This is a genomic window from Caulobacter sp. GW821-FHT10E02, assembly GCF_059415225.1.
In genome coordinates this window covers 291,553-310,728 of record NZ_JBWKMV010000001.1, presented here as the reverse complement: position 1 = coordinate 310,728, position 19,176 = coordinate 291,553, and the positions used below count along the sequence as shown (strand labels likewise).

Here is a 19,176-nt window from a genome sequence, read left to right as displayed (position 1 = left end):
GCTGATCCAGGTGTGGTATGTCGTCTCAGTGGCGCAGCGGCGCCACGGGGGCGCCACCGGTGGACAAGTTTTCAAAATCTGACATTCTATTCCAAATAATGAACATCGCCGATTGCCGCGCGCGTCGGCGCGTCGAGGAATCGCCAGTGCCCGTAACCCAGCGTTCCAAGGCCTTCGTGGCCGCCCTGCTCTGCGCCAGCGCCCTGGCTGGGCTCTCCACGCCGGTCCTGGCGGCGCCCGCCAAGCCCGCCGCCGCCATCGCCCAGCTTCCCGCCCCGGCCGACGTGCTGGCGGTGCTGAACCGCGCCAACAAGGCTCAGATCGAGGCCATGCGGGCCGAACCGATCCCCGTCACCACCGGCGGCGCGGTGCGCGAAATGTCCTCGAACTGGGTTTCGGCGACCTACTATGTCGGCGCCGCGCGCCTGGCCCGCGCCACCGGCGACGCCGAGACGCTGAAGTTCCTGACCGACGCGGCCGAGCACTACAACTACGCCCTGCGCGGCGCCAAGAACGGCAAGGCCATGCTGAACGCCGACGAGATGGCGATCGGCGACCTTTATGAGGAGCTCTACGCCCGCCGCGGCCAGGAGGGCGTGATCATGCCCCTGCGCCAGCGCCTGGACTGGGCCCTGCCGCACCTGGCCCGCCAGCCGATCCCCGAGCACCTGGTCTGGTGGTGGAGCGACGCCCTGTTCATGGCCCCGCCCGTGCTGGCGCGGATGAGCGCCCAGACCGGCGATCCCAAGTACCTGAAGGCGATGGACACCCAGTGGTGGCGCACCTTCTCGCGCCTCTACAGCCCGGACGACAGCCTCTATTTCCGCGACGAGCGCTTCATCGAGCGCCGTGACGAACAAGGCCGCAAGCTGTTCTGGTCGCGCGGCAACGGCTGGGTGATGGCGGGCACGGCGCGCGTGCTGGAATCGATGCCGGCCGACTACCTCCAGCGCCCGCGCTACATCGCCGTCTTCCAGGCCATGGCCAAGAAGGTCGCCAGCCTGCAGCGCGCCGACGGCCTGTGGGCGTCCAGCCTGATGCAGCCGGAGAAGTTCCCGGAGGCCGAGACCTCGGGCTCGTCGTTCTTCGTCTACGCCCTGGCCTGGGGGATCAACCACGGGATCCTCGACCGCGCGACCTACCAGCCGGTGGTGGTGAAGGGCTGGAACGGCCTCGCCAAGCAGGTGCTGCCCAGCGGCATGATCGGCGCGGTGCAGAAGACCGGCGACCAGCCGGTGCCGACGGCGGCCGACGACATCGGCCCCTACGGCACGGGCGCGTTCCTGCTGGCCGGACTGGAGGTGATGAACCTCGGCAAGCCGGTCATCGCTGTGCCCCTGGCCGAGCCGTCGCGCGACGCCGCCGACTTCGTGGCCGCCTCGACGCCTGTCCCGCCCGTGCCGCGCACCGTGCGCGGTCCGGAAGAGGAAGCCCGCCACGCCACCGAGATGAAGGCCGTGGCCGCCCTCGCCTACGACCCGACCATCGAGGGTCCGGGCCTGGCGCCCGCCCAGGTCCCGCCGGCCGCGCCGGGCCAGCCGACGCCGCCGAAGATGATCTACCGCATGGCCCCGCCGCCGGCCGGCCAGGACAAGCCCCGCGCCACCGTCCGCTACGCGCCCGAGCGCTATGACGACATCCTGTGGGAGAACGACCGCACGGCCCACCGCATCTACGGCCCGGCTCTGGAGCAGTACGAACCGCCCTCGACCTCGGGGATCGACGCCTGGGGCAAGAGCGTCCGCTACCCGTTCATGACCCGCCAGCTGCGCACCGGCGACCAGCACGCCTATCACGGCGAAGGCATCGACTACTACAACGTCGGGACCTTCCGCGGCGCGGGCGGCCTGGGCGTCTGGGACGGCGGCAAGCTGTGGGTGTCGCGCAACTGGAAGGACTACAAGATCCTGAAGGACGGCCCCGACGCGGCCTCATTCAAGGTCAGCTACGCCCCCTGGAAGGTCGCTGAAAAGCGCGAGGTCTGGGAGAGCCGGACCTTCACCCTGCCGATGGGCACGAACTTCACGCGCATGGTCTCGACCTTCGGCTCCAACGCCAAGGGCCCGATCACCGTGGCTCTGGGCATCACCAAGAAGCCGACCGCCAAGCAGGCCGGCGAGCTGCGCGTCGACAAGGCCAAGGGCGTGTTCTCGTTCTGGGATGTCACCGACGCCGACAAGGGCACGATGGGCGTGGCGCTGCTGGTCAACCCCGCGCAGATCGTCGGCGTGACCGAGACCGACACGGACTGGCTGGTGCTGGTCAAGGTCGAGCCGGGCAAGCCGTTCGTCTACTATATGGGCGCGGGCTGGGACAAAGGCCTGGACTTCCACAGCCGCGCGGACTGGGAGACCTACGTCTTCGCGCAGAAGCCCGACTTCAACCCGGCGCACTAGGCCATGGATCGCCGTCAGTTCCTGACCGTGGCCGGCGCGGGCGCGAGCCTGACCACCGGCACGGCCAAGGCCGCCGCCCGCGCGCCGGTCCGCATCGCCGCGCCGCGCGTCGACCAGATCGACAGCCCGCTGGGCCTGGACAACCCGACGCCGCGCTTCTCGTGGACGATCGCGGCGCCGGGCGCCAAGGACGTGAAGCAGAGCGCCTATCGCATCCGCGTGATGTCTGGCCGCCAGGACGGCCCGCTGCTGTGGGACAGCGGCAAGGTCGCTTCGGACGCCACCTTCGACATCGCCTATGCGGGCCCGGCCCTGGCCTCGCGCCAGCGCTGCTGGTGGCGGGTCGAGGCGTGGGATGGCGTGGGCAAGGCCATCCGCGCTTCCGCGCCCGCCGCCTTCGAGATCGGCCTGCTGGAACCCTGGTCCGCTGGCTGGCTGGAGGCCGAGACCCCGGCCATGCGCGAAGAGCGCCTGGAAGGCATGCACTGGGTCTGGGGCGCGACCGACGACGCCAAACCCCGTCGCTTCCGTTGGCGCTTCGACATGCCGACCGACGCGGTGTCGGCGGTGGTCAGCGTCTGCGCCAAGGACAGCCTGAACGGCCTGTGGCTGGACGGCGCGAGCCTGATCAAGCCCGGCGACCGCACCGCCTGGGGCCAGGGGCCGAGCTTCGCCCTGCCCGTCTCGCCCGGCCCGAACGTGCTGGCGATCGAGGCCGGCCTGCGCCTGGACGAACCCCGCCCTGTGCAGGGCGGCGCCCTGGCCGTGCGGCTGGCCATCACCAAGGCCGACGGCTCGGTCGTGCGCCTCCACGCCAAGGACGGCTGGCGTACTGCGCTGGACGCCCCCGATGGCTGGCGCGAAGCCGGCTTCGACGACGCGACCTGGTCGACTGCCGTTCCGGCCCGGATCACCCCGCCCTGCCACCCCTGGGTCACCGGCCCGGCCGTGCGCCTGCGCAAGGCGTTCCGGCTGGAGAAGCCCGTCGCCTCAGCGCGCCTCTACGCCACAGCGCTGGGCGGCTACGAAGCCCGGCTCAATGGCCAGAAGGTCGGCGATCGCCTGCTGACGCCGGAGTCGACCGACTTCCGCAGCCGCGCCCTCAGCCAGGCCTACGACGTCACCGACCTGGTGAAGACCGGCGACAACGTGCTGGGCGCGCTGGTCGCCGACGGCTGGTTCGGCAGCCCGTTCGGCTTCCTGGACCTGCGCTACGCCTTCGGCCCGCCGCCGCGCCGGTTCTCGGGCCTGCTGGAGGTCACTCACCCCGACGGCTCGATCACCCGCGTCGCCACCGACGGCGACGGTTGGAAACTCGCCCCCTCGGCCGTGCTGAAGGCCGAGATCTATGACGGCGAAACCTATGACGCCCGTCTGGACGAGATCGGCTGGGACGCCCCCGGCTTCGATGACCATACCTGGACGCCAGCCCGCCCGGGCGAGAAGCCGCCGGTGCATGTCGCTGCGCAGCCGGGCCCAGGCATCCGCGCCATCCAGACCCTGAAGCCGACCGCGACCACCACGCCCAAACCCAGCGTGCGCATCATCGACTTCGGCCAGAACTTCTCCGGCTGGTGCCGCATCCGCGTGAAGGGCGCGGCCGGCGACACGGTCGTCCTGCGCCACGCCGAAGCGCTGAAGCCCGACGGGACGCTGAACACCACGTCGAACCGCCGGGCGCTGCAAACGAGCACCTACGTCCTCAAGGGCGATACGGCCGGCGAGACCTGGGAGCCGCGCTTCACCTTCCACGGCTTCCGCTATGTCGCGGTCACTGGTCCGCTGACCGATATCGAAGGCGTCGTCCTGCATAGCGATGCGGCCCTGACCGGCGCGGCGCGACTGGACAACCCGATGGTCCAGGCCATCGTCCGCAACACCCTGTGGAGCCAGCGCGGCAACTTCGTGGGCATCCCCACCGACTGCCCGCAGCGCGACGAGCGGATGGGCTGGACCGGCGACGCGCAGATCTTCTGGGACGCGGCGGCCTTCAACATGGACGTCGACGCCTTCACCCGGCGGTTCATGGGCGACGTTCGGGCCGGCCAGGCGCCGACCGGCGAGATGCCCGATACGGCGCCGTTCTGGGCGCTCGGCCAGAACACGCCCGGCTGGGCCGACGCGGCGGTGATCCTGCCCTGGACGGTCTGGCAGAGGTACGGCGACCGCACGATCATCGGCGAGAACTGGGACGCCATGGACCGCTGGAACCGACGGCTCCTGGACCTCAATCCCGACCACGTCTGGCGCAACGCGCGCGGCATGGACTACGGCGACTGGCTGTCGGTCGACGCCAAGAGCCGCTCGGACATCACCACGCCCAAGGAACTGGTCTCGACCGCCTACTGGGCCCACTCGACGGACCTGCTGGCCCAGATGGCCAAGGCGACCGGCCGCGACGCGGACGCCGCACGGCTCACCGCCCTGCGCGGCAAGATCGCCGAAGCCTTCGCCCGCGAGTTCGTCCGCCCGGACGGCGGCGTCGGCAACGACAGCCAGACCAGCCACATCCTGGCCCTGCGCTTCGGCCTCGTGCCGCCCGCCCTGCGCCAAGCCTCGGCCGACCGCTTGGCCGCCGACATCCGCCGGCGGGGGACCAAGCTGTCGACCGGCTTCATCGGCACGCCCTATATCCTGGACGCCCTGGCCGACCACGGCCACGCCGACCTCGCCTATGGCCTGCTGCTGCAGACCGACCTGCCCTCGTGGGGCTACCAGGTCGGCCAGGGGGCGACGACGGTGTTCGAGCGCTGGGACGGGCTGAAGGACGGCGTCGTCCAGGGCTCACTGAACCACTACGCGTTTGGCGCGGTCTGCGGCTTCATCTGGCGACGGATCATCGGCATCGACGCGCTGGAGCCCGGCTTCCGAAAGATCGCCATCCGGCCGCTGGTCGACGCACGCCTGCCTGGCGCCAGCGGCGACTACGAGTCGGTGGTCGGCCGCATCTCAAGCGCCTGGAAGCGGACGCCGAAGGGCGTCCGGTACGACATCACCCTCCCGCCGAACACCACGGCCCGGATCGAACTGCCGGGACGCCCGGCGCTCGAGGTCGGCTCCGGTTCGCACACCTTCACCGTCAGCGCCTGAGGCATTCCATGCAGCGACGCACGCTTCTCCAGCTCGGCCTCGTGGCCGCCTCCACGCCCACCCTGGCCATGGCCGCCGGCAAGGCGATCTTCTTCGCCGGCGCGGTCGGCGACGGCAAGACGCTGAACACCAGGGCCATCCAGGCCGCCATCGACGAAGCCGCCAAGACCGGCGGGACCGTCGCGCTGAAGCCCGGGGTCTATCGCACCGGCTCGATCTTCCTGAAGTCCGGCGTCACCCTGCGCCTGGACAAGGGCGTGACCCTGCTGGGCTCGCAGAACCTGGCCGACTATCCGGAAATCCCCACCCGCGTGGCCGGCATCGAGCTGACCTGGCCGGCGGCGCTGATCAATGTCTACAAGCAGAAGAACGTCCGCATCGTTGGCGACGGGACCATCGACGGCGACGGCAAGGTGTTCTGGGACAGCTACTGGGCCCTGCGCCGGAAGTACGACCCCAAGGGCCTGCGCTGGGCCGCCGACTACGATTGCAAGCGACCGCGCCTGATCCAGGTCTTCGACAGCGAGCAGATCGAGCTGGCTGGTCCGCGCCTGCGCCGTGCGGGCTTCTGGACGGTGCATGTCTGCTACTCGCACGACATTCACATCGCCGACCTGGAGATCCGCAACAACGAAGGCGGCCGCGGCCCCTCGACCGACGGGGTCGATATCGACAGCTCGCACGACGTGCTGGTCGAGCGCGTGGACGTGGCCTGCAATGACGACGCCCTGTGCATCAAGGCCGGCCGCGACGCCGATGGCCTGCGCGTGGCGCGGCCGACCCGCGACATCATCATCAAGGATTGCACGATCCGCGACGCGTCTGCCGGGATCACCTTCGGCAGCGAGACCTCGGGCGGCTTCCACGACATCAAGGTCTCGGGCCTGAAGGTCCACCACCCCACGCCCGTCGGCATCCTGTTCAAGTCGGCCCACACGCGCGGCGGGATGATCTCGAACATCGACATCAGCGACATGCATCTGCAGGACGTGCCGACGGTGTTCCGCGTGAACCTGAACTGGAACCCATCCTACAGCTACGCCGAGATCCCGGCGGGCATGACCGACGTCCCGCCCTACTGGAAGGTCATGACCCAGACCGTGCCGCGCGAGCAGGGCCTGTGCCGCCTGAGCGACGTGCGGGTCAGCAAGGTCCAGTCGGTCGGGGCCAAGACCGCCTTCGAGGTCGCCGCCTTCGCCGAGGCCCCGCTGGAGCGCTTCACGTTCGAGGACCTGGACTTGGACGTCCAGGCTCCCGGCAAGATCGCCGACGCCAAGGACTGGCGCTTCACCCGCTGCCGCATCGACACCCTGGACGGCAAGAAGCCCGAGGTCGTCGAGAGCTCGGGCGTGGTCGGACTTTAAAAGCAAAAGGCCCCGGCGCTGGAGCGCCGGGGCCTTTCTCTTAGTGCTTGGCGACCTCGACCGCGTACACGTGGTTCGCCCCGTGCATGTTCGAAGTGAAGACAATCCACTTCTGGTCGGGCGTGAAGGTCAGGTTCGGCTCCAGGCGATAGTCGTGGGCCGACATGTCGACCAGGCGCTCGGACGCCATCTTCTCGGGCGTGATCAGGTCGTCGGTGTAGTAGGCCGTCGCCGCGTCGCGCGGGGTCTCGGGCTTGAAGACGTATAGCCACTTCCCGTCCGGCGCGTGGGCGACCATGTCGGCGTCGCCGCCGTCGCCGGCGAACAGCGTCCCGTCGGCCGAGACGTTGTAGTGCACCGACCACTCGTTCTGCTCGACCCGGCGCCACAGGCGCTTGCCGGTGGCGACCTCGTAGCCGCCGATCCAGAACACCTGGCCGCGCGGGGTCTGCAGGTCGTACCAGATCCACTTGCCGTCGGCCGAGAAGAACTCGTGGCCGGCGATCTCGAAATTGATGGTCCGGGTGTGAACCTTGGTCAGGGCCGAGCCGTCGGTGCGGATGGTCCAGATGCGGTCCACGCGGTGCCAGGGGCCCTCGTGGCAGAACATCACCAGGGTCGGGTCGGTCGGCGAGAACTGGGCGTGGCCCAGCCACTTGTCCGAGGCGTGGACGACCTTGCGCTCGCCGGTCTTCAGGTCGAGCGTGAAGATCTCCATCGGCGTCGGCGTCTCGAAGCGCTCGGTCATCCGCACGCCCTTGGCCTTGGCGAAGGACAGCGGCTTGCCGTCCGGGCCGTTGGCCGCGTACTCGGCCTGGCCGAAGCGCTTGCGGTCGTCGACGGTGTTGGGCTGCAGCGGTTTGCCGCCATAGGTGACGATGCCCAGCAACTGAGTCTCGTCGGCGTTGACCGAGACGATCTGGCCCTGGGCCAGCTTGCCCACGACCTTGGCCTTACCGCTATCGATATCGAGCGCGTAGATCGTCTTGGCGCGGTCGACCGGCTGACCTTCGCCGGGGACAGTGATCGCGTAGTACAGCCGCCGCGACTTGCGGGCGAAGAACAGCAGGTCGGCGTCCTTGCTCTTGGCCAGCGGCGTCAGCTTGAAGGTCTTCAGGTCCACCAGGGCGATGCCGGCCGGCGTGGTGATCGCCAACTTGTCGCCTTCCGGCGTGTAGCCGTTCTGGTGGAAATAGAGGTTCTTGCTGCCCCCCTCCTCCGACAGCCGCACGATGCGGTGGCCGGTCTTCGGGTCGATCCAGTCCTTGGGCGGATTGGCCATCGGCGCCGGTGCGGCGTCGGTGACTTGGTCCGCGAGAGCTGGGGTAGCCAGAGCGGCGGCCGCCAGGCCCAGGATGCTTCTACGATCGATCACGTCGAGTGCTCCAAAAAAAGATGGGCCTGGGGCGGGGAAAGGACCGCCCCAGGCCCTTAGGAGGAGGCCTAGAAAGAAGGAGTGACTAGTAGGTCCAGCGGACGCCGAGCAGGATCTCGCGGCCGGTGTGACGGTAGTCGCTGACGCGGTTGGTGGTGTCGACATAGGCGTCGGTGAACGCGTCGCCCAGGTTGATGCCTTCCAGGGTGATGACGAAGTTGTCGCGCAGCTTGTAGCTCGACGAGAAGTCGTAATACGTGCTGCCGTGGGTGCCGGCCATGTTGTTGCCGTTCGAGCCCGGATAGCCCGTCAGGAACTTCGAGCGCTTGGCCAGCGAGGTGCGGGCCGTGAACTTGCCGCGCTCGAAGTAGAGCGTGGCGTTGGCGGTGGTCTTCGACTGGCCGGTCAGCGTGTTGTAGTTCGGCGCGGCGTCGGTGCCGTAGTTCACCTCGGAGTCGACATAGGTGAAGTTGCCGATGAAGCCGAAGCCACGCAGCGCGTCCGGCAGGAAGTTGAACGGCTGCTGGTACTGGAACTCGACGCCCTTCAGCCAGCCGCCAGCGCCGTTGTACGGGTTGGTGACGTCGAAGAGGTCGGTGCCCACGGCGCCGGCGCTGGTGATGATGCTCTCGGGCAGGCCCAGCGTGTTGTAGACGGCGCGGCTGGTCTTGCTGGCGATGAAGCTGTCGATCTTCTTGTAGAAGACCGCCACCGACAGCAGCGACTCCGGCGCGAAGTACCACTCGGCCGCCAGGTCGAAGTTGGTAGCGCGGAACGGCTCCAGGCTCGGATTGCCGAAGGTGACCGTGCGGGTCGTGGCGCTGACCGAGCCACCGGGCGTCAGGCTGGCCAGGGTCGGACGGGCCATGACCTTGGCGACGCCGCCGCGCAGGATGAAGTTGTCGCGCGGCTCCAGCGTGATGTTCATCGACGGCAGGACGTCGGTGTAGTCATTCTTGGCCGTCAGGTAGTTGTTGGTGCTGATGAAGCCCTGCGAGGTGACCTTGGTGTGGGCCACGCGGAAGCCGAAGTCCGAACGCAGCGGCATGCCGCCGAGGACGGTGGCGTCCACCACCGCCTGGCCGAAGCCCGACAGATCATCTTCCGACACGTCGCGGGTGTCGCCCAGCTGGGTGACCAGCGGGAAGTTCAGCAGCTTGGTAGCGGCCAGCGCCTTGTCGATGTCAGCCACCACGTAGGACTGGTCGCCGCCCGGGAACGGGAAGTCACGACCGAACTTGACCACCTTGGAGAAGGCGCCGACGCCGACGATCTGGTTGGCCGCGCTCAGGACCTGGTTGCGGTTCGCGCCGCGGTACTTGACTACGTACTGCTGGGCGTCGATGCCGCCGCGCAGCTTCAGGTGCTCGTCGACATCGAACTCCACGCTCCCGCTGGCGGTGCGGTTGATGTTCAGCGAGGTCTGAACCGCCGAACGCATTTCCGTCAGCGTGTAGAGCGCCGGGTTGGTGACGTCGAAGCCGTAGGTGATGATCGGCGTACGGTCGTTCTGGCGGCCGTCATAGGTGTAGCCGTTGACGTCGTTGCGATCGAGCTGGAACGAGATCTGTTCCGGCATGCGGTAGTCCGAGTTGGCCACGCCGATACGGGCCTGGCCGCGCAGGCGGTCGGTGAACTCGTACTTGCCGGCCAGGGTCACCTGGCTGAAGGTCGTGTGGTCGCGCTGGGTGCCGTTCTCCGAACGGACGTCGACCTTGTCGAACACGCCGTAGGTGAAGGTGTTGCGGTCGTTCAGCGCGTAGTCGCGGACGATCGTCGCGTTCACGCCGGCCGCGTTCGAGCGGCTGAACGAGATGGCTTCCAGGTTCGGGCTCTCGGTGAACTGGTTCAGGTCCGAATAGAGGACGTCCAGCGTCAGTTCCGACTTCGAGTTCGGGCGCCACTGGGTCGAGAAGGTCAGGCCCAAGCGCTCGGAGTCGATCTTCGAGGCGGTGTAGCGCGGGATGCGCGGATAGAAGGCGTTCTGGACCTTGGCCAGCTCTTCCGGCGACGTGCACTTGCTGCAGCTGGCGAAGTTGTCGGTCGTGTCGCCGCCCTGCCAACGGGTGGTGTTGAAGCCCTCGGCCACCGGCTGGCGCTTCGAATAGGCCACCGAGGCCAGGACGCCGAAGGTCTGGTCCGGGTTGGACCAGCTGACCAGGCCGGCGACGCGCGGCAGGACGCGGTTGGTGATGCTGTTCAGGCTGCCTTCCGCCGAGGCGGCGGCCTTGAAGCCCTTGTAGTCGAACGGACGGCCGCTCTGCAGGTCGACCGTGGCGCCCAGCGAGCCTTCCGAGATGTCGGCCGACTGGGTCTTACGCACGGTGATGCTGTTGAACAGCTCCGAGGCGAAGACGTTGAAGTCGAAGCCGCGGCTGCGGTTGCCGCCGCCCGTGGCGATGGCTTCCACGCCGTTGATGCGGACGCGGGTGAAGTCGGCGTTCAGGCCGCGGACGGTGATCTGGTGACCTTCGCCGCCGACGCGGTCGATGGTCACGCCCGGCAGGCGCTGGATGGCTTCGGCCAGGTTCTGGTCCGGGAACGCGGCGATGTCTTCGGCCAGGATCGCGTCGACCGCGCCGATGTTGGTGCGCTTCACGCCCAGGGCCTTGCTCAGGCTCGAGCGGTAGCCGGTGACGACGATCTGCTCGACTTGCGAGTCGTCTTCGGCGGCGGGCGCGCTCTGCTGCGGCGCGGTGGCGACGGCCTCTTGGGCGTGCGCGGCGACGGCGGCGAGCAGCGAAACGGCGAGCGCGCCGCTGGTGGCCATCAGGCGTTTACGAAATGTGGTCGAGGTCATGGTTTCTCCCCTCAACCGGTTTGACACCGGTGTCGTTGAAGTTCCACGAAATCTCAAAATGTGGAACCGTTGTTCACACCTTGCAACAGATCGCGAAAACCTGCAACTCTGGTATTACCAATCTGATGTTTTTCCGGGCATACCGGCTAACTAGGTGAAACGAGGAAACGACCATGAACTGGCAAAAGGCGTTTGTTTTTGCTGGCATTCTTGCTGGAGTTACCAATTCGGCCATCGCCGCCGAAACGAGCGGCAAGCCACTGGCGTTTCCCGGCGCGGAAGGCTTCGGTCGCTTCGCCGAGGGTGGTCGCGGCGGTCGGGTGATCAAGGTCACCAACCTCAATGACTCGGGTCCGGGCTCGCTGCGCGCCGCCGTCGAGGCCGACGGTCCGCGCATCGTGGTGTTCGACGTCGGCGGCGTGATCGCGCTGAAGAGCGACCTGAAGATCGCCAACGACCGCATCACCATCGCCGGCCAGACGGCGCCGGGCTACGGGATCACCCTGCGCGACGCCCAGTTCCTGATCCACGCCAACCACGTGGTCGTCCGCTACCTGCACGTCCGCGTCGGCGACGTGGCCGGCAAGGAGAACGACTCGATCTCGCTGGGCGGCGGCTCGGACATCATCCTCGACCACATCTCGTCGGGCTGGTCGATCGACGAGAGCCTGTCGGTGACCCAGAAGGTCACGCCCGAGGTCAAGCACCTGACCAACGTCACGATCCAGTGGTCGCTGATCGCCGAGAGCCTGAACCACTCGATCCACGAGAAGGGCGAGCACGGCTACGGCAGCCTGATCCAGGGCTCGTTCGGAGCCAAGTACAGCTTCCACCACAACCTGTGGGCCCACCACGAGGCGCGCATGCCCCGCATCGGCAACTATGCCGGCGTGAAGGACGACGCCGTGGGCATCACCTTGGATTTCCGTAACAACGTCTTCTACAACTGGGGCCAGGGCGCCACGACGGACTTCTACAACTGGGAGCCGGGGGTCAGCCGCGGCTACTCGATGGACCCGTTCTACGGCCGTCCCGACAACGCCTCGAAGTTCGCGGCGGGCGAGGACCTGAACACCAACTCGACCACCCACTCAAACTTCGTCGCCAACTACTACATCCAGGGCGCCAACACCGGCGGCCCGCTGGCCCTCTACATCCGCAACAAGAGCGGCCTGACCCACTTCGCCGGCAACTACATGGACGACAAGCTGGTCGCCGATCAGAAGAGCCTGGTGCTGGCCTCGTCCAACGCCCCCGGCGAGCACGTGGTCGACACCCCCTTCCCGTTCGGCGACGTCGTCACCCAGAGTGCGCCCGAAGCCTACAAGGCCGTGCTGGCCAAGGCCGGCGCCTCGGTGAAGCGCGACCCGATCGATGCGCGCGTGGTCAAGAGCGTGATCGATCGCACCGGCAAGATCATCAACAGCCAGAAGGAAGTGGGCGGCTGGTTCGAAGGCGCCTCAACCGCCGCGCCGAAGGACACCGACGGCGACGGCATGCCCGACGCCTGGGAGACGGCCCACAAGCTGAATCCGAAGGATGCGTCGGACGCCGCCAAGGACCGTGACGGCGACGGCTACACGAACATCGAAGAGTACGTGAATAGCCTCGTTCGCTAGTCCCCTACTCCGATCTTCCCGGCGAACGCCGGGACCCAGATGCAAGAGCGCCCGCGGTCCGGACAGGATCGCGGGCGTTTTTTGCATGCGCCTCACAGCCATACGATCTGGGCCCCGGCTTTCGCCAGGGAGATCGGTTGAAGGGTTTACGGGATCGGTTTGAAGCCCTCGGCCTTCACCGACCACTTGCCGTCCTTCGGGAAGCCCGGCGTCGGCCCCTTGGAGCCGTCCCAGCCCCCCGCCATCATCGCCACGGCCGCCAGCAGCGAGCCGTTCGAGGGGAAGTAGGTCTCGGCCGCGCGGCGATAGCCCGGACCGTCGGGGCCGACCGGTTCGTTGTCCGGCACGATCTGGCCGCCCGACACCACGGTCTTCGGCACGAAGGCCTGGGCGTGCTCGTCCAGGTGCACGCGCGGGGTCATGCCCGAGGTCCCGAACTTGTTGTTCTTGGCCTCGTAGAACAGCCAGTCGACGGCCTTGTCCGGCTCGCCCAGGCGGGCGGCGGTCATGGCGATCATCGGATAGTCCCAGCCCCAGGTCTGGCGCAGGTCCCAGTCGCTTTCCACGGCCCGCAGCGTGCGCCGCATGGTCTCCGGATCGGCCTTCCCCGGGATCAGGCCATAGGCCATCAGGAACGAGGGGTGGTCGCGGTTCATGCACTTGGGATCGATGGCGTGCTTGGAGCAGTCCTTGCTCTGGGCGGTGGTCCAGAAGTCCGGCACCGACTCGGCCGGCAGGTAGAGGCCGTCCTTGGTCGCCATGGGGGCCAGGCCCTTGATCACCGCGTCCCATTCGGGCTTGCGGGCCAGGCCCGCGCGAAGCCGCCACTGCTGCGCGGTCTCCAGGCCCCAGCGGTAGTATTCCAGCTCGAAGGCCGGGTTGAAGGTGGTCAGCGGGTCGTAGTTCTCCTGCACCGGGATGATCGGCGGGCCCAGGATGAAGCGGCCCTTGTCGTCCCTGTGCGGGAAGCTGGCCAGCAGGTCGGCGGTCTCGGAGACCAGCTGGCCGTACTTGGCCAGGGTCGCCTTGGTCGGCTTGTCGCGCCAGATCAGCTCGGACATCCAGATCGGATGCGGCTGCTGCCACATGATGAAGGGCGAAACCTTCGAGGGACTGTCGACGCCGTCGGGGCCGGCCATCTTGGGCCACCAGGCGCCCTTCAGCCCGTGGCTGGCGGCGCGGGCCTTGGCGTCCTTCAGGTGGCCCATATACCAGGGCAGGCTGCGCTCCAGGTACTCGGGCTTGTTCCACAGGGCGAACTGGCCAGAGTGCCAGGCGTGCATCTCGAGGTGGAACTTGCCGTTCCAGCTGTTGGAGAACAGCCCCTCCTCCTGCGGCGGGACCTCGCCGGCGCCGTTCAGGGCCATCAGGTACTGCGACAGCACCACGCGGCGCTCCAGCTCGGCGGCGCGCGGGTCGGTGCTGCCCGCGAAGTCGACGGCCGCGCCTTGCGTCCAGTAGCTCTTCCAGTGCGCGCGCGTGGCCTGGTCGGCCACCGTGACGCTGGGCAGTTGCTTGGGCAGCGGCGCGCGCGAGAAGGCGACCTCCAGGCCCAGGGTCCGGCCCTTGGCCTTGGGCGCGACGATGAAGGCGTGAGGGCCGGCGGCGGTGAAGTCGACCGCGCGATCGGCCTGCAGGGCGGCGACGTAGCGGGTCTCGTCCAGCTGGCGCGAGACGTCGAGGCGGGTCGCCGCCTCCCCGGTTACCTTGGTGGTGTGCAGCTCCGGGTGCGTCCAGTCGGACGGGTCGGGGTTCAGGTTTGACGAAACGCCCGGGAACTTCACCGACAGCTTCAGCCGGCCCTGCTCGACCAGGGCGGAGTCGACGTCGACCACGATCATGTCCAGCGTCGGGTGGACCCGCGTGCGGACCGTCACGGCCTCGCCGTCATAGGTGAAGCGGCTGGTCAGCACGCCGCTCCACAGGTCCAGGGTCTGTTCGGTCTGCTTCAGGTCCTCGAACTTGGCCGGCTTGCCGGCCTTGTCGCGCAGGTCCAGGGCCACGCGGCCCAGCGAGAAGCGGTGCGGGTTCTCGCGCAGCCAGATCAGGGCCGGCCGAGTCACGCCGTCGTTCCAGTCCATATAGGCGTAGGGCTGCTTGGTCCCGCGCACGTCGATCGGCGTGGTCCCGTCCGCATAGGTGTAGTGGTTGGGGTTCGGGAAGGCGTGCCAGGCCCACTGCGCCTCGGTCAGCAGCGGCGCGATCTTGCTGTAGGCCTCGGGGAAGGTCTGCAGGCCGGTGATGTCGGCGGTGAAGCCGATCTGGCCGTTGCCGACCATCAGCGGCGACGACGGATCGACCGCCGTCAGCTTGACGTCGTGCCGGCTGACCAGGACGTGGCGGTCGATCGGCTGGCCAAACGCAGAGGTGGCCAGGCAGGTGACCGCGAGGCCGGCCATCAGAACGCGCTTCATCGTCTACTCCCAAACTTTGTCGGCGTGGCGTCAGGCCAGGATCGAACGGTCGATCTCGGCCACGCTGTTGACCCCGGTCAGGGCCATGGCCACGCGCATTTCCTTCTCGAAGAGGTCCAGCAGCTGGGTCACCCCGGCCTCGCCTCGGGCGGCCAGGGCGTAGACCCAGGCCCGGCCCAGCAGCACGCCATGCGCGCCCAGGGCCAGCATCCGCACCACGTCCAGGCCCGAACGCACGCCGCTGTCGGCCAGGATGGTCAGTCGGTCGGAGACCGCGTCGGCGATGGCCGGCAACGCTCTCGCCGAGGACAGCACGCCGTCCAGCTGGCGCCCCCCGTGGTTGGAGACCACGATGCCGTCCGCGCCGATGTCGGCGGCGGCCTTGGCGTCCTCGGGATCCAGCACGCCCTTGATGACCAGCGGGCCCTTCCAGACCTCGCGGATCCACTCCAGGTCCTTCCACTGGATGGACGGGTCGAAGTTCGCCCCCAGCCAGCCCATGAAGTCCTCGAGCCCGGAATTGTCGCCCAGCACCGGGGCGACATTGCCCAGGGTGTGCGGACGGCCCATGACCCCGACGTCCCAGGCCCAGTCGGGCTTGAACATCGCCTGGATGATCCGGCGCGTGGCGGCGTTGGGACCGCTCATGCCGGAGTGGGCGTCGCGGTAGCGGGCGCCGGGCACGGGCATGTCGACGGTGAACACCAGGGTCGTCGCGCCGGCATTGGCCGCACGGGCCAGCAGGTCGCGCATGAAGCCCCGGTCGCGCAGCACGTAGAGCTGGAACCAGATCGGCGCGCTGGACGCCTTGGCCACCTCGTCGACGTCGCAGACGCCGACGGTGGACAGGCAGAACGGCACGCCCTTCTTGGCCGCCGCGCGGGCGGCCTGGCACTCGCCGCGACGGGCGTACATGCCGGTCAGGCCGACCGGGGCCAGGGCCACCGGCATGGCCTGCTCGACGCCGAACAGGGTGGCCTTGGTCGAGACGCGCGAGACGTCCTTCAGCACCCGCTGGCGCAGGGACAGGTCGGCGAGGTCGGAGACGTTGCGGGCCAGGGTCCGCTCGGCATAGGCGCCGCCGTCGATATAGTCGAACAGGAACCTCGGAAGACGACGGCGCGCCGCCTCCCGGAAGTCCGTGGTCGAGGAGACGATGGTCATCCTATTGCAGGTTCACGAAGGCGCCGCCGTCGACCAGCAGCGCCGCGCCGGTGACGTACTTGGCCAGGTCCGAGGCCAGGAACACGATGGGGCCAGCCAGGTCATCGGGCTCGCCCAGGCGACCCAGCGGGATGCGGCCGGCCATGTAGTCGCGCTTGGCCTGATCGGCGAGGTCTTCCTTGTTGATCGCCGTCTCGATCGTGCCCGGCAGCACCGCGTTGCAGCGGATGCCGTGTGGGCCGAGCGCGATGGCGGTCGACTGCATCAGCGAGTTCACGCCGGCCTTGGTGGGCGTGTAGTGCGTCTGCATTCCACCGCCGACCAGGGCGCTGATCGAGCTGACGGCGATGATCGCGCCGCCGTGGCCCTGCTTGACCATCTGGTTGGCCGCCGCCTGGACCATGTAGTAGGCGCCGTGCAGGTTGACCCGCATGGTGCGCTCCATGACCTCGGCCGGCATGTCGAGGAAGGTGTGGAAGGGGCAGATGCCGGCGTTGTTGACGAACACGTCGACCTTGCCGAACGCCTCGACCGCCGCCTGGACGAAGGCCGGAGCGGAAGCCGCCTCGGCGACGTCGCCCTTCACGGCGATCGCGCGACGACCCAGCGCCTCGATCTGGGCGACCGCGTCCGCCGCGCCCGCCTCGTCCGAGTGGTAGTTGATCGCGACGTCCGCGCCGTGCTGGGCGCAGCCGATGGCCGCGGCCTTGCCGATGCCCCCAGAGGCGCCGGTGACCAGCACGACCTTATCCTTCAACAGCATTGGCTTCCTTCCCGGGACGAGCCCGTTACTCACTATTTCTTGCGCAGAGACCGCTCGCTCCAGCCCAACTCGCGGCTGATGGCGTCGGCGGTGTTGCGGACGTCGTCCGACAGCGCCTCCATGCGGGCGTCGTCCATGTACTGGGCGGCGCTGGAGAGGCTGATGGCGCCCACCGTCTGGCCATCGACACCCCGGATGGGCGCGGCGACGCAGCGGATCTGGTCTTCGTTCTCTTCCAGGTCGAAGGCGCGGCCGACGGCGGCGTAGCCGCGCATGCGCTCCAGCCAGACCGGCAGGCCGATGGCCTTGGGACCCGTCTCGGCGGTGAACAGCTGCTTCCAGCGCTCTTCGCCCAGGTCGAGGATCAGCGCCTTGCCCAGGCCCGTCGACGACAGCGGCTGGCGCTCGCCGATGCGCGAGCCGATCTCGACCCGCCGGCGCCCCGGCACCTTGTCGAGATAGAGCGCCAGATCGCCTTCCAGCACGCCCAGGTGGACGGTGTCGCTGGTGGCGATGGACAGTTGTTCCAGGTGCGGACGCGCCACCTGCGGCAGATGCATCTGCTCGCGGGCGGCGTAGCCCAGCTCCAGCAGCTTCGGCCCCAGGCCGTACCCTTCGCGGGGACGGAAGGTCAGCATCCGGCGATCGACCAGGGCCGCCGCCAGGCGGTGGGTGGTGCTGCGGGTCAGGCCCAGCGTCTCGGCCAGTTCCGTCAGGGCGATCGGGCCGTTGGCGACGGCTTCGATCACGTCCAGGCCGCGCAGAAGGGTCTGGCTGCCCGACGGTTTTCCGTCCCCATCGCCGTCACCGGCGGCGCCGCGCTTGATTGACGCTTCTTGTTCCATTCTTTAGACATACCTCTCATATTATGAAAGTCCATCACCTCGGGCTTTCATTTTGGACGTGAGTTTGCAGATCACGGCCGCGAATAGCCAGAGCGTTCCCGAAATATGGGACTAGCGTGCATTCGCGCCGTGCAGAACGTGCCCTGGGGAGTCGACGCCGATGAGTTTTCCGAAGATCCGCGCGGTGCGGGCCTATGTCGTCCGGGGCGGCGGGGCCGACTATCACGACCAGGGTGACGGCCACTGGATCGACGACCACATCGCCACGCCGATGTCGCGCTACCCGGAATATCGCCAGAGCCGCCAGTCGTTCGGCATCAACGTGCTGGGCACGCTGGTCGTCGAGATCGAGGCCGCCGACGGCACGATCGGCTTCGCGGTGACCACCGGCGGCGAACCGGCCGCCTACATCGTCGAGAAGCACCTGGCCCGCTTCCTGGAAGGTCGCGACCCGACCGAGGTCGAGAAGATCTGGGACCAGATGTACTTCTCCACCCAGTACTACGGCCGCAAGGGCCTGGTCGTGAACGCCATCTCGGGCGTCGACCTGGCGCTCTACGACCTCCTGGGCAAGCTCCGCCAGGAGCCGGTCTACGCCCTGCTGGGCGGCAAGGTCCGCGACGAGCTGACCTTCTACGCCACGGGCGCGCGCCCGGATCTCGCCAAGCAGATGGGCTTCATCGGCGGCAAGATGCCCCTGCACCACGGCCCGGCCGAGGGCGAGGAAGGCCTGCGCAAGAACATCGAGGAACTGGCCACCATGCGCGAGCGCTGTGGCGAGGACTTCTGGCTGATGTTCGACTGCTGGATGTCGCTGGACCTCAACTACGCCACCAAGCTGGCCCACAAGGCCCACGAGTACGGCCTGAAGTGGATCGAGGAGGCGCTGAGCCCCGACGACTACTGGGGCTATCGCGACCTGAAGAAGAACGCCCCGACCGGCATGCTGGTCACCACCGGCGAGCACGAAGCCACCCGCTGGGGCTTCCGCATGCTGCTGGAGATGGAGTGCTGCGACATCATCCAGCCGGACGTGGGCTGGTGCGGCGGCGTCACCGAGCTGATCAAGATCGCCAACCTGGCCGACAGCAAGGGCGTGATGATGATCCCGCACGGCTCGTCCGTGTACAGCTACCACTTCGTCATCACGCGCCATAACAGCCCGTTCGCCGAGTTCCTGATGATGGCCCCGAAGGCCGACGAGGTGGTGCCGATGTTCCACCCGCAGCTGATCGGCGAGCCCGTGCCGGTGAACGGCAAGCTCAAGCTCTCCGACGCGCCGGGTTTCGGCGTCGAACTCAATCGCGAGGTCGGCTTGCACCGTCCTTACGCCCGCTGATCCTTTG

11 protein-coding genes are annotated in these 19,176 nt (G+C 68.1%); 5 read left to right on the top strand and 6 right to left on the bottom strand.

Going from position 1 to position 19,176, the window contains the following annotated elements:
* Positions 1-146: 146 nt before the first annotated feature.
* Genes AC07NI_RS01420 through AC07NI_RS01410 form a run of 3 tightly spaced genes read left to right on the top strand, consistent with a single transcriptional unit; the run spans position 147 to position 6,850 of the window.
* Positions 147-2,396 (top strand): glycoside hydrolase family 88 protein, encoded by a 2,250-nt coding sequence (locus AC07NI_RS01420; RefSeq protein ID WP_494615203.1) that lies wholly within the window; start codon positions 147-149, stop codon positions 2,394-2,396.
* Between the two features lie 3 nt (positions 2,397-2,399).
* The gene (locus AC07NI_RS01415) at positions 2,400-5,486 is read left to right on the top strand and encodes an alpha-L-rhamnosidase (RefSeq protein ID WP_494615197.1); all 3,087 of its coding nucleotides are present in this window, start codon (positions 2,400-2,402) and stop codon (positions 5,484-5,486) included.
* A gap of 8 nt (positions 5,487-5,494) precedes the next feature.
* The gene (locus tag AC07NI_RS01410) at positions 5,495-6,850 is read left to right on the top strand and encodes a glycoside hydrolase family 28 protein (protein WP_494615193.1); all 1,356 of its coding nucleotides are present in this window, start codon (positions 5,495-5,497) and stop codon (positions 6,848-6,850) included.
* A 40-nt stretch (positions 6,851-6,890) separates the two neighbouring features.
* Here the strand turns inward: AC07NI_RS01410 and AC07NI_RS01405 are convergent, their stop codons facing one another.
* Both AC07NI_RS01405 and AC07NI_RS01400 read right to left on the bottom strand, forming a co-directional pair.
* Entirely contained in the window at positions 6,891-8,225 is a 1,335-nt protein-coding gene (locus AC07NI_RS01405; RefSeq protein ID WP_494615189.1) for an oligogalacturonate lyase family protein, read from the bottom strand.
* An 85-nt stretch (positions 8,226-8,310) separates the two neighbouring features.
* A complete protein-coding gene (locus AC07NI_RS01400; protein ID WP_494615184.1) occupies positions 8,311-11,025 on the bottom strand; it encodes a TonB-dependent receptor in 2,715 nt (904 codons plus the stop codon).
* A gap of 173 nt (positions 11,026-11,198) precedes the next feature.
* Between AC07NI_RS01400 and AC07NI_RS01395 the strand changes: the two genes are divergently transcribed.
* Positions 11,199-12,644, top strand: coding sequence for a pectate lyase (locus AC07NI_RS01395; protein WP_494615180.1), 1,446 nt, complete (start codon positions 11,199-11,201; stop codon positions 12,642-12,644).
* A 146-nt stretch (positions 12,645-12,790) separates the two neighbouring features.
* On the opposite strand, the gene AC07NI_RS01390 is transcribed toward AC07NI_RS01395, so the two are convergent.
* Genes AC07NI_RS01390 through AC07NI_RS01375 form a run of 4 tightly spaced genes read right to left on the bottom strand, consistent with a single transcriptional unit; the run spans position 12,791 to position 17,830 of the window.
* A complete protein-coding gene (locus tag AC07NI_RS01390) occupies positions 12,791-15,058 on the bottom strand; it encodes a hypothetical protein (protein WP_494615177.1) in 2,268 nt (755 codons plus the stop codon).
* A 30-nt stretch (positions 15,059-15,088) separates the two neighbouring features.
* A complete protein-coding gene (gene lldD / locus AC07NI_RS01385) occupies positions 15,089-16,222 on the bottom strand; it encodes an FMN-dependent L-lactate dehydrogenase LldD (protein ID WP_494615175.1) in 1,134 nt (377 codons plus the stop codon).
* A 1-nt stretch (position 16,223) separates the two neighbouring features.
* On the bottom strand, positions 16,224-16,985 hold the full coding sequence (lra1, locus tag AC07NI_RS01380) for an L-rhamnose 1-dehydrogenase Lra1 (protein WP_494615173.1): 762 nt from the start codon (positions 16,983-16,985) through the stop codon (positions 16,224-16,226).
* A gap of 32 nt (positions 16,986-17,017) precedes the next feature.
* Positions 17,018-17,830, bottom strand: a complete 813-nt coding sequence (locus tag AC07NI_RS01375) for an IclR family transcriptional regulator (protein WP_494615170.1) — start codon at positions 17,828-17,830, stop codon at positions 17,018-17,020.
* Positions 17,831-17,990: 160 nt separating this feature from the next.
* Here AC07NI_RS01375 and rhmD point away from each other — a divergent pair, with 160 nt between their 5' ends.
* Positions 17,991-19,169 (top strand): L-rhamnonate dehydratase, encoded by a 1,179-nt coding sequence (gene rhmD, locus AC07NI_RS01370; RefSeq protein ID WP_494615168.1) that lies wholly within the window; start codon positions 17,991-17,993, stop codon positions 19,167-19,169.
* The last annotated feature ends 7 nt before the right edge of the window (positions 19,170-19,176 follow it).